Annotated in this window: 13 protein-coding genes; 9 read left to right on the forward strand and 4 right to left on the reverse strand. The window is 57.7% G+C overall.

The annotated features are described in order from the left end of the window. The first annotated feature begins 470 nt into the window (after window positions 1-470). The 7 genes from Q1B40_RS07675 to Q1B40_RS07705 all read left to right on the forward strand — a co-directional run bounded on the left by Q1B40_RS07675 (window position 471) and on the right by Q1B40_RS07705 (window position 9,102). Complete coding sequence (locus Q1B40_RS07675) at window positions 471-3,053, forward strand: ATP-binding cassette domain-containing protein (RefSeq protein ID WP_299812059.1); 2,583 nt, start codon at window positions 471-473, stop codon at window positions 3,051-3,053. 102 nt (window positions 3,054-3,155) lie between these two features. Next, window positions 3,156-3,614, forward strand: a complete 459-nt coding sequence (locus Q1B40_RS07680; protein ID WP_299812061.1) for a Crp/Fnr family transcriptional regulator — start codon at window positions 3,156-3,158, stop codon at window positions 3,612-3,614. 10 nt (window positions 3,615-3,624) lie between these two features. Continuing rightward, the gene (locus tag Q1B40_RS07685) at window positions 3,625-4,449 is read left to right on the forward strand and encodes an MBL fold metallo-hydrolase (protein WP_299812064.1); all 825 of its coding nucleotides are present in this window, start codon (window positions 3,625-3,627) and stop codon (window positions 4,447-4,449) included. Between the two features lie 249 nt (window positions 4,450-4,698). After that, window positions 4,699-4,932, forward strand: a complete 234-nt coding sequence (locus Q1B40_RS07690) for a hypothetical protein (RefSeq protein WP_299812066.1) — start codon at window positions 4,699-4,701, stop codon at window positions 4,930-4,932. Between the two features lie 583 nt (window positions 4,933-5,515). Then, window positions 5,516-6,667, forward strand: a complete 1,152-nt coding sequence (locus Q1B40_RS07695) for a helix-turn-helix transcriptional regulator (RefSeq protein ID WP_299812068.1) — start codon at window positions 5,516-5,518, stop codon at window positions 6,665-6,667. 184 nt (window positions 6,668-6,851) lie between these two features. Continuing rightward, the gene (locus Q1B40_RS07700) at window positions 6,852-8,207 is read left to right on the forward strand and encodes an adenylate/guanylate cyclase domain-containing protein (RefSeq protein WP_299812070.1); all 1,356 of its coding nucleotides are present in this window, start codon (window positions 6,852-6,854) and stop codon (window positions 8,205-8,207) included. Between the two features lie 127 nt (window positions 8,208-8,334). Continuing rightward, window positions 8,335-9,102: an SDR family NAD(P)-dependent oxidoreductase gene (locus Q1B40_RS07705; protein ID WP_299812072.1), complete on the forward strand. Its 768-nt coding sequence runs from the start codon at window positions 8,335-8,337 to the stop codon at window positions 9,100-9,102. Between the two features lie 60 nt (window positions 9,103-9,162). On the opposite strand, the gene Q1B40_RS07710 is transcribed toward Q1B40_RS07705, so the two are convergent. Further along, window positions 9,163-9,552 carry a VOC family protein gene (locus Q1B40_RS07710; protein ID WP_299812074.1) on the reverse strand — a complete coding sequence of 130 codons (390 nt, stop codon included), beginning with the start codon at window positions 9,550-9,552 and terminating at the stop codon, window positions 9,163-9,165. An 87-nt stretch (window positions 9,553-9,639) separates the two neighbouring features. On the opposite strand from Q1B40_RS07710, the gene soxR reads away from it, so the two are divergent. Beyond that, window positions 9,640-10,119 (forward strand): redox-sensitive transcriptional activator SoxR, encoded by a 480-nt coding sequence (gene soxR, locus Q1B40_RS07715; protein WP_299812076.1) that lies wholly within the window; start codon window positions 9,640-9,642, stop codon window positions 10,117-10,119. Window positions 10,120-10,210: 91 nt separating this feature from the next. Here soxR and Q1B40_RS07720 read toward each other — a convergent pair whose 3' ends face one another. Both Q1B40_RS07720 and Q1B40_RS07725 read right to left on the reverse strand, forming a co-directional pair. Further along, window positions 10,211-10,468, reverse strand: coding sequence for a YjhX family toxin (locus Q1B40_RS07720; RefSeq protein ID WP_299812077.1), 258 nt, complete (start codon window positions 10,466-10,468; stop codon window positions 10,211-10,213). Between the two features lie 239 nt (window positions 10,469-10,707). Further along, entirely contained in the window at window positions 10,708-10,962 is a 255-nt protein-coding gene (locus Q1B40_RS07725) for a hypothetical protein (RefSeq protein WP_299812079.1), read from the reverse strand. 298 nt (window positions 10,963-11,260) lie between these two features. Here Q1B40_RS07725 and Q1B40_RS07730 point away from each other — a divergent pair, with 298 nt between their 5' ends. Next, window positions 11,261-11,563, forward strand: a complete 303-nt coding sequence (locus Q1B40_RS07730; RefSeq protein WP_299812081.1) for a phosphatidylglycerophosphatase — start codon at window positions 11,261-11,263, stop codon at window positions 11,561-11,563. Window positions 11,564-11,609: 46 nt separating this feature from the next. Here the strand turns inward: Q1B40_RS07730 and Q1B40_RS07735 are convergent, their stop codons facing one another. Next, window positions 11,610-11,852, reverse strand: a complete 243-nt coding sequence (locus tag Q1B40_RS07735; protein ID WP_299812577.1) for a DUF6455 family protein — start codon at window positions 11,850-11,852, stop codon at window positions 11,610-11,612. Between the last annotated feature and the right edge of the window lie 172 nt (window positions 11,853-12,024).

Below are 12,024 nucleotides of genomic sequence, written 5' to 3' on the forward strand. Positions count from 1 at the left end.
TTGTAAAGCTTCCCCAAGCCACATTCTTATTAGACAGGCCGAAAAGGTGCAAGAAACGACGATGCACCGCCTGAAGTCGAGCAAAAACCTGCCAGGCTTCGGCAAGGCAAAACGCGTTGCCGGGCCGTTCCCGGTGCAGAGCTGCCACCGAGCAAAGCTCTCGCCCGTCCGGCAATGGACAAGGTCCGGAAACCCGCTTGCTATCCTGGCGTCTTGTCCGGACGAAATCGCTCATGTCAGTTCAGCCTGTCTTCGTAGGGAGTGGCCGGAGGCCTTATGTCTCAAGTGATTGGCCTTTGTCACGTCCCGTTATGGCTTGACACGAAACTTTCGACAGGGAACGGTCAAATGACACTATCAAAGTGCTTGTGGCAAATGCTAATCCAGACTGGCACAACGAATTGGGATCGTTAATATACCGGATGTGATCTGCTTGCACATATATGATCCATGTCTGTTTGGATGAATTGATGGAAAAAAGCCTTTTTAGCTTTATTTGGAAGTATAGCGCTCGGCAACAGATCTACATTCTTCTGGTCACCGTTCTGTCTTATCCAGTGGTCTATGTTCTGCTGGAACTGCCGAAACTGATTGTGAACGATGCAGTTCAGGGGGACAATTTTCCGCGGAATATACTGGGCTTCGATTTCGATCAGGTGCCCTATCTGCTTCTGCTGTGTTTTACATTTCTGGGTCTCGTGGTCGTTTCCAACGGGCTGAAATTCTATCTGAACGTTTTTAAGGGCCGTCTTGGCGAGCGCATGCTGCGGCGCTTGCGCTTCGAGCTCTTCCAGCGCGTCCTGCGCTTCCGGCTGCCGCATTTTCGCAAGGTGAGCTCCGGCGAGATCATTCCGATGATTACATCGGAAGTCGAGGATGTCGGCGGGTTTATCGGCGAGGCGTTCGCGCTACCGGCCTATCAGGGCGGCATGCTGGTGGTCCAGATCGGGTTCATCTTCATGCAGGACCCGCTGCTGGGCCTTGCTGCGATCAGCTCCTATCCCATTCAGGGATACGTCATTCCCTATTTGCAGAAGCGGGTCGTCATACTGTCGCGCCAGCGGGTCCGCAACATCCGCGTGATCGCCGACAAGGTGGGCGAAAGCATCACAGGCGTGGCGGAGATCCATGCCAACGATGCTGCCGCGTGGCATTCAGCCGATATATCCGATCGTCTGTATGAGAATTTCAGGATCCGCTACGAGATCTTCAACCGCAAATTCCTGATCAAGTTCCTGAACAACTTCATGAACCAGCTGACGCCGTTCTTCTTCTATCTGATCGGCGGCTATCTGGTGATCGAGGGCAACTTGAGCATCGGTGCGCTGCTGGCGGTGATCGCAGCTTACAAGGATCTGGCAGGCCCCTGGAAGGAGCTTTTGTCCTACTACCAGATGACCGCGGACGTCAGCGTCAAGTATCAGACGGTTGTCGAGAATTTCGATCCGCCGGACATCCACGAACTCGACCGGCTGACAAGCGACGAGAAGGCCGAGCTGAGCGGCGATCTCAAGTTCGATAATGTGAGTTTCTCGGGCGGTGCCGCCGGCCAGGAGGTCATGGAAATATCCCTGACCGTTCCCGCGGGCACAGCCTGCGCGATCGCCGGGCCAGACGGCTCCGGCCGGTCCGAAGTGCTGCAGCTTGCGGCGGGGCTGGTCTCGCCCTCGTCGGGCAAGATCTGCATCGGGGAGCACGATCTGGACAAGCTGACGGATTCGACCCTCGGCCGCGAAATCGCCTACGTCGGCGGGGCTGTCCACGTTTGGACCGGCACCATCCGCGACAACCTCTACTACGGTCTGCGTCACAGGCCGCTGATTCTGCCCGAACGCGAGGGCGAAGCTCTCAGGCTGTACAAACGACGGGTCAGCGAAGCGAAGGAAACCCGCAACCCGCTCTACGACCTCGAAGCTGTCTGGGACGATCTGGAAGCAGCAGGCGCCGACAGCATCCATACGCTCGACGAAAAGGCTCTGGAGCTTCTGGAAGCCGTTGGGCTCGACAAGGACATCTACCGCCTCGGGCTGCAGTCGCGGTTTGATCCGTCGATGGATGACACATTTGCCGGAAAGATCCTGAACGTACGCAAGAACCTTGCAGATCGCATCCTGCATGAACCGGCCCTCGAAGGCCTGGTTGAGCTCTGGCATCCCGATCGCTTCAATGCCAGTGCGAACCTTGCCGACAACCTATTCTTCGCCGTTCCCTCCGATCCTGAAATCACCATGGATCAGGTGCCGGAAATGGAGGAGGTGAGGGCGTTCCTTACCGAGACCGGGCTTGACGAAAAGTTGCGCAAAGTTGGCTTGAAGATCGCCGAAACCATGCTGGAACTGTTCTCCAACGTCTCCGGCGACAGCGGACTTCTGGGGGCGTATTCCTTCATCACCCAGGATGAAATCCCCGAATTCGAGCGGATCGTGCGGATCGCCAAGTCAGAGCAGCAGCGGCCGGGACTGACCGATGCGGACAGGTCCAGGCTCAGGGGGCTGGCCTTCAAGCTGGTGCCTGCCCGGCATCGTCTGGGAATCATGACCGATGAGCTTCGCGATGAGGTCATAGCGGCCCGCAAGAGGTTCCTGGAGACCGTGGTCAAGGATAATTCGGCCTTTGTTGCCTTCGATCCGGACGTCTATCTGCCGCCGCTCACCATCGAGGATAACCTCCTTTTCGGCCGGGCAAGGGTCGATCGCAGGGACGCCCGCAGGCGCATCGACGACGTCATCCGCACGATCGTGGAAGAGACAGGCTTGCGGCGTCCGATCATCTACGCGGGCTTCGGTTATCATGTCGGCGTGTCCGGGTCCCGTCTGTCGGCAGGCCAGCGACGCCGTATTGCATTGGTCCGGGGTCTTCTGAAAAATGCAAAAATCACCATATTGGATGATATCGCCACAGGAACGACCGAAGACGACAAAGCATTGCGCCGTGGTCTTCAGGAAATACTGTCTGGAAAGACTTTCCTGTTCGGGACGTCCAATGCCGATATAGCGGCCGAATTCGATCAGCGGTTCATTCTGGACCAGGGGCGCATTTCAGATAAGGGGTAACGATATGGCGGCGAATACTGGAGCGCGGCGAGCCTGCAGACCCCGGTCTGATGCAGGATTGCGAACAGGCCGGGATATGCACGATCTGTCCAGGAGGCAAAAATGACACTGGAAACCGAAGTCGAAGCCCTGCGAAAGGTCCCGCTGTTCCACGGTATTGATGAAACCAAATTGCGTCTTCTGGCATTTATAAGTGACAGGACGGAATATCCGGCGGGCGAACGCCTGTGTTCCCAGGGAGAAGAGGGCGACTGCGCGTTTATCATTCTCTCGGGTGATGCGGATGTTCTGGTTCACACGCCGGAAGGAGAGAAGAAAGTCGCCCAGGTCTCGGAGAATTCCATCGTCGGCGAAATAGCCATTCTTTGCGATGTCCCGAGGACTGCCACACTGGTCGCCGCAAATAACATGGACGTTCTAACGGTTTCGAAAGATGATTTTCTGAAACTGCTGAAAGAATTTCCGGATATTTCGCTGGAAGTCATGCGGACACTGGCGCTGCGGCTTGAACGGACGACCCGTGATCTGGCCGATGCGCGCCGGGGAGCTGCCGGCGGTTAGGGAGTAATACGTGGCTGAAGAATTTTCGCTTCGCTGTTGGGGCGTCAGGGGATCCACCCCGACACCCGGGTCGAGCACATTGCGATACGGAGGCGAAACCTCCTGTTTCGAGATCCGGGCAGGCGACGCTCTCGTGCTCGTCGATTGCGGCTCCGGCGCGCGAAACCTCGGCATGGAGCTGTGCGGATGCAGACCACGTTCATTCGATCTGCTGTTCACCCACACGCATCTCGATCATATTTGCGGATTGCCTTTCTTCAAGCCGGCCTACGATCCCAATTTCGAGGTAACCGCCTGGGCGGGCCACTTTCAGGACGACACCAGTCTGGTCGATATCGTCAGCCGCATCATGTCGCCGCCGATCTTTCCGGTCGCGGCCAAAACCCTGAAAGCGGTCGAGTTCAAATCCTTTACCGCAGGCGAACCCATTCCGCGCACCGACGACCTGGTGATCAAGACAACCCGCCTCAATCATCCAGGCGGTGCCTGCGGCTACCGCTTCGACTATCACGGCAAATCGATCTGCATCATTACCGACCATGAACACGGAGATCCGGAGATCGATGCCGCCCTGCCGGAGTTCGTCCGGGACGCGGATGTCATGATCTACGACGCCATGTTCACCGACGAGGAATATCCGGTCTTCAAGGGGTGGGGACATTCCACCTGGCAAAAGGCCGTGGAGCTGTCGAAAGCCGGTAACGTCAAGACCCCCGTTCTCTTCCATCACGATCCGCTCCGCTCGGACGACGAACTCGATGAAATCGGCCTTGCCGCCCAGAACGCCTATCCGGGCATGCTGGTCGCAAGCGAGGGCATGATCCTGCTGCCCTAAGACGTCAGGTCTCATTCCAGAGCAACAGGAACTCGATCGACAGCCCTTAAGCCAGGCCTAACGGGCCGCGTTGCGCGGATCCGTGCTGTTACCGGTCTCCAAAAGCAGTGTCGGCAGCTAAATCGGAGGTGACGGTTGTGTCGCGCCCCTCCCGGCGATCCCATCTCTTCTGTCGGTCAAAAAAGCATCCTGCACGCAGCAGGATGTGAAGGGGTGATCCCTTTGCCACCGCGCAAGGAGCTTGATCTGATGGCGGTAGAAAACGTGACCTTGACGGATGGGCTGGAAAAGAACGGGTCAGGCTTCCTGTCCAATGCGGCTGTATCACCGACATCCGTTCCTTCGGGAGTATTTTCAATCTCGCTCCTTCACACACTTCCGGGTGGAGGGTCCCCGCAAGGGTGGCCGTCGCGCGCAGGGGAGCCGAGCGGCTCCGTCGCATTGGCGAAGAACCGGACGATTGCCGAAGGGGCACTGGTCTGAGGGTTTTCGCCGGAAAGTCCTGCGATATCGCTGTCTTTCTGCCCATATATTGGCGTTTCTGCCTTTGTTCGTCATCCAGAAAGAGGCCATGCGGTGTGCCATAGCCTGATGAAGCCTAGAGACTGAACAAACCTGCCGTTCGCAGGATAATGAATGGTTCGTCCAGAACATTGTCAGAGAGCCCGCGCTCCCACGCGCTGGAGTAAATGACCTTCCCGAACCAAGACCGGGCTTGGCAACTTCGCATCGTTGCGAGCCTCAACGGAGCCTTGTTCGATGCGATCGATTGCAAAAAAAAGGGCGGCCCAAACGGCCGCCCAAAAAAAACACTACAGCTAAAAAATTGATCGAATGCCGGTTGCAGGAATGCGGGAATCCCTGAAGCGCAACCGGGAAACTGCTCACCGAAACTCGAAAATTTGCTCCGAACAGCAGCCCAATACGATCAATAGTTGTTTACAGGGTGTATACATTAGGTGCATGGTCCATTTGGACTATCCAGCAACAAAACCATCAATCGAAGGGGTGGAGTCGAGCTAACTGGACCCGCCAGAATATTTAACATCGGGGCTTTGGGGGAATCTTGGGCGTTGCTGCGGAAAAATATTTTCACCTCTCGAACATTGCCGTTGCCGCGGCAATGGACCCGGATTGCTGGCAGCAGTTGCTTGACGAAATGGGACAGGCAATCGGTACGCGGGTGTGCACCCAGCTCATCGGCTTTGACCAACTGACCAAAGCAGCTCCGCTTGCCTATGCCTCAGGCTACGATCCGGAATTTGTGAAGCTTTATGAAACCCATTATGCCGACAAGAACCCGTTCGCGGCGAATTTTGAAAAATGCGCGGTCGGTGCGTCCATTTCCGCCGATCAGCTCTGCGCGCCGGAGAGGCTGAAGAAAACCGGGTTTTACGCGGACATCATCCGGCCGCAGGAGGATATCTACGGCGGCGGCGGATCGATGCTTGCGAACGATTCAGGCCGGATGGTCCTCATAGGCGGAAATTTGCGGGCCAAGGATCGCGACAAATACGAGCGGGAATGGCTTCGTCTGTGTGAGGCATTGACGCCGGTTATCCGCCAGTCGCTCGAAATCAGTCGCACCATCTCAGGGTTGTCGTTCGAGAAATGGGCGGCCGAGCATCATATGCTCGGTGCGGATACGGCGATATTCGTCGTGGATCCCACCATGACGATCCACCACGCGTGCGACGTTGCGCAAGAGATGCTGGACAGGGGAACGCCGGTGGGCAGCGGGTTCAATCGCCGTCTCAAGTTCTCTTCCGAAGAGGATCAAAGGCAGTTCGCAACTCTTTGCCGGCTTCAGCTCAAGGGCAATCAAAACATCTTCAAGAGCTGGCGTCTTACCGACGGACGGGGACAGGGGTGGACCTGCCGTCTTATGGGACTGCGCATGGGCGAACTGGACTGGTCGCCTTTTGCAGGCTTTTTGACAAAATCGATCACGACCATCCTGATTGCAATCAAGAAGGATGTCAGCCAGGTCTCCATTCAGGAAATGATGCAGACGGCTTTCGGTCTCAGCCAGGCAGAAGCCCAGTCCGCGCTGCTGCTCGCCGACGGGCTGACACTCGCGGAGATCGCGCAGAACCGCCAGGTCAGCATTTATACCGTGCGGAACCAGATCAAGGCCGCCCTGTCGAAATCCGGATGCCGGCGCCAAAGCGAACTGGTCAGCAAAACCGAACAGATGCGCCTGCAGGGCGGCTGGTAGCCACGGGAAGACTGTTGATCCGGGCGTCAGTTTCCCAAGACATGTTGTCACGGGAGTGATCTCACGCGACGGTCAATTTACCCGCCCGCGTGTTGCACATTCCGGTTTGAAAGTTGAAACTCCACGTCTTCATGCAAATCAACCCGCGTTCTTGTGAGCGTCGGGGGCTCCGGACCGGATACCCATGAGCTCTTACCGCGACACCTTGTATTATATTTTCCGTGGCGGCCCGCCGGATGCCGGAATACCGGCAAGGGTGCGCGCGGAAATCCGATCCAACGAGGCGACGTCAGAGCGGTTGATCGGCTGGGTCCAGCTGGGCCTGGTGTTGTTCTTTTCGAGCCTTTATGCGATTGCGCCCAGGGCGGAAGGCTCCGCCGGGTTCAATTTCGTGCCTATCGCTCTTGGCATCTATTTTCTTTTCACGGTGCTGCGGCTGTTTCTCTCCTACAGGTTCGAGCTGCCGAACTGGTATCTGCTGGTTTCGATCGGTGTCGACATGGCGCTGCTGGTCGGGCTGATATTTTCCTTCCACATTCAATACGGCCAGCACCCGACGTTTTATCTCAAGACGCCGACCCTGATGTATGTGTTCATTTTTATTGCCCTGCGGGCGCTCAGGTTCGACCCGCGCTTTGTTCTGACGACGGGCCTGGCGGCCGTCGCAGGCTGGCTCGGACTGGTTTTCTATGCGGTTCTGGCGGACATGGACCATATGCGGGTGACCCGCAATTACGTTGAGTATCTGACCGGAAACACGATCCTGATCGGGGCTGAGCTCGACAAGACGATGGTCATCTTCGCGGTGACGATCATCCTTTCCGTCGCACTCTACCGGGGGCGGTCGATGCTCTTCGAGGCCACCCGCGACCATGCGGCGGCGATGGACCTGCGCCGGTTCTTCGCACCTGAAGTCGCCGCGTCGATTACCGGAGCGGATACGCAACTGCAGGCCGGGGAGGGCAACTTGCGGGAGGCGGCGATCCTTTATGCCGACATCCGGAGCTTCACCGCCACATCCGCCGGACTGCCTCCGGAGACCGTTCTGGCTGTCCTTGCGGAGTATCAGAACCTTGTGGTGGAAGTGATCAATCAGGAGGGGGGACGTGTCGACAAGTTTCTGGGGGACGGTATCCTGGCCACCTTCGGCGCCATCCAACCGTCGACCACGTTTGCCGCCGACGCACTGCGGGCGGCCACGCGCCTGATCGAAACTGTCGATGCCGGCCAACACCGGTTTTCCGCCGCCGGCTGGCCCGGCTCTCTGAGGGTGGGCACGGCGGTTGCCGCCGGGAAGGTCACTGCCGGGGTGATCGGCTCGAAGTCCAGGCTGGAGTTCACCGTCATCGGCGATGCGGTCAACCGGGCGGCGAAACTGGAAGACGCCAACAAGGCCCAGCATACCAAGGCCTTGACCGACAGGGCCACCTGGGAACTTGCCCGCGCGCAAGGCTTGCAGGTGCCTTTGATCGAGGAGAGGCCCGGCGCAAATGTGGCGGGCATTCCGCAACCGCTCGATCTGGTCGTCCTGGCCCACTGATCCGCCCGACGGGATGCAAACATGCTTGACCGGAGGATCAATCTCGGTCACCTTGCTCGAAAATTTGACCTATTCGTCAATGGAAAAGAATTAGACCATTGATTTCAATGGATTGTGGAGGCGAAAAATGAATCTGGATTCAACTCTTTCGGCCATCGTTACCGGCGGTGCCTCAGGCCTCGGAGCGGCAACGGCCCGCATGCTTGCCTCCGAAGGTGTCAAGGTAACCCTCTTTGACCGTAATGGGGAGCAGGGACAGGCAGTGGCCGCTGACATCGGAGGGTTGTTCGCCGATGTCGACGTGACCGACCAGGCCAGCGTGGAGGCCGGTTTCGAAGCGGCCCGCGCCGCCCATGGCCAGGAACGCATTCTGGTCAATTGCGCCGGTATTGCACCGGTCGCCAAGACGACGTCGCGGGGCGAAGCCCATCCGATGGACATGTTCGAGAAGGTGATCGCGGTCAATCTGGTCGGCTCGTTCCGCTGCCTGTCGATCGCAGCGACCGGCATGGCGGAACTCGAGCCGTGTACCGCTGACGGCGGACGGGGCTTGATCGTATCGACCGCCTCCGTTGCCGCATTCGACGGCCAGATCGGCCAGGTCGCTTACGCGGCCTCGAAGGCGGGTGTCGCCGGAATGACATTGCCGGTCGCACGCGATCTTTCCAGATCCGGCATCCGGGTGATGACCATCGCGCCCGGTATTTTTGAAACACCGATGCTGCTCGGCCTTTCGCAGGAAGTGCAGGACTCGCTCGGTCAACAGGTACCGTTCCCCTCCCGCCTCGGCCGGGCTGCCGAATATGCGCAGCTCGTCAGATCGATTTGTGAAAACGACATGCTGAACGGCGAAACCATCCGTCTGGACGGCGCCATCCGCATGGCGCCTCGGTGATGAGTGCCCGGCGGTGCTCAGGCACCGCCGGGACCTTCTGTGGGAGGCGATGGCCCGGCTTCAGGTTGCGTAGCTGACCACTTCGAATTCGATGCCGTCATCGTCGTGGAAATAGAACCGCCGGCCAGGCTCGTAGTCGGCGTGGTTTTTGGTTTCGTAGCCACCGGCCTTGATGCGCGCTTCCGTTTCGTCCAGATCGTCCACGACCACCGCGATGTGGTTGAGCCCGCCATGGATGTGGTAGCTGACGGCGTCTGATTTCTTCGGCGGCTCGGCGGGCGAATAGGCGGCGACATAGCTGCTGTCATTGCCGATATGATAGGTCGTCCCGCCGCCGAGGCTGTCGCCTTTCCAGCGGATACTCCAGCCGAACCAGTCTCCCAGCCGTTTCGCGGTCGCAGCGGGATCGCTCACCGTAACGTTTACATGTTCCAGAAATGCGCTGCTCATGAGATGTCCTTTCAGGGTTTGACTCAATCAGGACACCTGAGATAATTCCTCAAGTTAAGTTGAGGTCAAGAGGAGAGGTCAGGATTTTTGAAAAAACCCGTCAGAGCCGGAGATCTTACCATTGGCGACCTGGCGGACCGCACCGGCCTTTCGGTATCCGCCATCCGGTTCTATGAAGAAAAGGGCCTCGTCCACCCGACCCGCAATTCCGGGGGGCAGCGCCGTTTTATGCGCGCCGATATCCGACGTCTTTCCTTTGTTCTCGTGGCGCAGGAATTCGGCTTTTCCATCGCCGAAATCGCCGAGCAACTGAAGCTGCTTCCGGACGGCAGGGCTCCCACGAAGGCGGACTGGACACGCATCAGCCGGCAGTTCCGCAGCCACCTGGACCGGAGGATCGAGCGCATGAAGGCGCTCAGGGACAAGCTGGACGCCTGTATCGGCTGTGGATGTCTGTCTCTGAAAAGCTGCCGGTTGTACAACGCTGGTGATGCCGCCGCCCGGCACGGCCGGGGCCCGCGGTACCTCCTGGGCGACCAGTCCGACTACCTCGGGCCTGAGGAATAAGACAGCGGGTGGCGCTCTGATGGGTGAGGAAATTCATGCGCGCCGGAAGCCCGGCGCGCATTTTTCGTATCGTTGGCGTGATTGCGTCCGCTCACCGGTTGTCCGGCTGCGACCGTACCCGCCTCAGCCCCAATTGGGTGATCTGGTAGGGTCCGCTGTTTCTGGACGCGATCAGGCGGTTGTACTTCAGTTTGCGGAACAGCCGCTGGGAGCAGCCTCCCCAGTACCATCCATCCCGCGTAACGGTAGCGTGTTTGATGATGCGACCGTTCTCGTCCTTTTCCACGAGAATGCAGCCGCCTTGAGCCAACAGGTGAAGCACCCGCTGTTCAGCTTTGGAAATGTCCATTGAGATTGGGTAGTCCGGTTTCGAATACAAATCCGCAGTCACCGCAGCATTTCGCATGCGGTGCTGATATGTATCGCCCGGCTGTGTTCAGCCGGGTATTACCGGGTCTCGCGTAATCCGCGCATAAAGCCTCTCAAATGGATGAAATGCCATTACCATGCACGAAGGGGACTGTGCAACGTTCAAAGGTGCAAATTGTATTTGGGGAAGGTCACCCTAAGGCGTGACAATTGCACCGCTCAGCTGAATTCCGCCGGCCAATAGCCGTTGCCGGGATTTCGGGAGACGGCGACTGCCCTGACATCACTTGAGCCACAGGTGCCGCAGGTGAGGGTCTTGCTCAGCGCCGAGACCTTTTTGTCGCCGGAAAATCTGAGTGCGTTCATATAGCGGAACCGGCCACAGCAATCGCAATGGATCGCAAGTCTGCGACCTGATTTACTCAAATCTTCAACGGTAGGATCGTCAGCTTCTATAGATGTAAGTAATGTCATGAGGATTAAATCTTATCTAATAGATAAAGTTCTGGATAAAAGCAGATCGTATTATTTGCTTCCTTGAACGAAGCTAGCACAACTATCTGGAAAATAAAATGGCAAATAATAAGGTGAGTACCCATTCATGTTGTTGGAAATGCTCATATATCTCAACGAATTTCGTCGGGGAATGCTGTAATTTGACCTATTGGTCCAAGATAAACATGGAAATACTGTAACAATTTGTCGCGCGCTCCGGATGCGTAACGAGGCAAAAGGCCTCGCTTTTTCGTTTTGCCGACTGTAAGAGGACTTCATGACGATGCTCTCCGACACATGGCTCGATCTCTTTGGACTATCGGGTCTTTTCAATCCGTTTGCACTTATTATCGGCGTCTATCTGGGATGGCGTGCGGATCAGCCACAAAAGCTCTGGATTGCGGGCTTTGCCGCGGCTGCCTTGTCCCTGATTCTGGAAGCTGCGGTCGGAATGCTGCAATTGCCGCTGCCGATCTCGCAGGATGCCGGCGCGCTGGCAATGTTTCCGTTTCGGTTTGCGGGAGGCTTGCTGGCCGGTGGTCTGGCGTATTGGCTGCAAAAAAGAAGGCACCGGACCTGAGGTCCAGGGTCCTGCCGTCTGCGGATGCGGGATCGAAGTCCGGACCCTAGTGTTCTTTCAAGCTGTTGAACAGAGAGGCGTTCGGGCAGTCCGCCATGGCCTTCTCGGCGCCTCCCGAATGATCTGCCAGCCACTGCCGGCAGGCTTCGGTATGCTTGCATCTGACGCACCGGAGGGCGGCGGAGCGAAGGACCCGGTCGGCCTGCGCACCGGCAGGGCCATTGTCCATGGCTCCGATCGTCTCGATCATCTGGCCCATCAGTTCCGCGCGCTCCTTGAGGCGCTCCATCCAGTTCACGTTCGCTCTCCTCTGCCGGCCGAACCGGCTGCATCCGGCCTCTCCCGGTTGATAGTGAGAAACTGCCCGATCCGCAGGGCCTTATCCTTGATCAGCGTCAAGTCTGGGCAAGCATTGCCAAAACGGCCATACTCGGTTCTCTCGATTCTCAGATAGTGTGAAA

Source organism: uncultured Roseibium sp. (assembly GCF_947496995.1).
In the GTDB taxonomy this organism is placed as follows: Bacteria; Pseudomonadota; Alphaproteobacteria; order Rhizobiales; family Stappiaceae; genus Roseibium.

Excerpts from the sequence above, each read along its gene's own strand:
- Q1B40_RS07720 (WP_299812077.1), bottom strand. The coding sequence starts at position 10,468 with ATGGACATTTCCAAAGCTGAACAGCGGGTGCTTCACCTGTTGGCTCAA.
- Q1B40_RS07705 (WP_299812072.1), top strand. The coding sequence starts at position 8,335 with ATGAATCTGGATTCAACTCTTTCGGCCATCGTTACCGGCGGTGCCTCA.
- Q1B40_RS07730 (WP_299812081.1), top strand. The coding sequence starts at position 11,261 with ATGACGATGCTCTCCGACACATGGCTCGATCTCTTTGGACTATCGGGT.
- Q1B40_RS07675 (WP_299812059.1), top strand. The coding sequence starts at position 471 with ATGGAAAAAAGCCTTTTTAGCTTTATTTGGAAGTATAGCGCTCGGCAA.
- Q1B40_RS07710 (WP_299812074.1), bottom strand. The coding sequence starts at position 9,552 with ATGAGCAGCGCATTTCTGGAACATGTAAACGTTACGGTGAGCGATCCC.
- Q1B40_RS07725 (WP_299812079.1), bottom strand. The coding sequence starts at position 10,962 with ATGACATTACTTACATCTATAGAAGCTGACGATCCTACCGTTGAAGAT.
- Q1B40_RS07735 (WP_299812577.1), bottom strand. The coding sequence starts at position 11,852 with ATGGAGCGCCTCAAGGAGCGCGCGGAACTGATGGGCCAGATGATCGAG.
- Q1B40_RS07700 (WP_299812070.1), top strand. The coding sequence starts at position 6,852 with ATGAGCTCTTACCGCGACACCTTGTATTATATTTTCCGTGGCGGCCCG.
- Q1B40_RS07690 (WP_299812066.1), top strand. The coding sequence starts at position 4,699 with ATGGCGGTAGAAAACGTGACCTTGACGGATGGGCTGGAAAAGAACGGG.
- Q1B40_RS07680 (WP_299812061.1), top strand. The coding sequence starts at position 3,156 with ATGACACTGGAAACCGAAGTCGAAGCCCTGCGAAAGGTCCCGCTGTTC.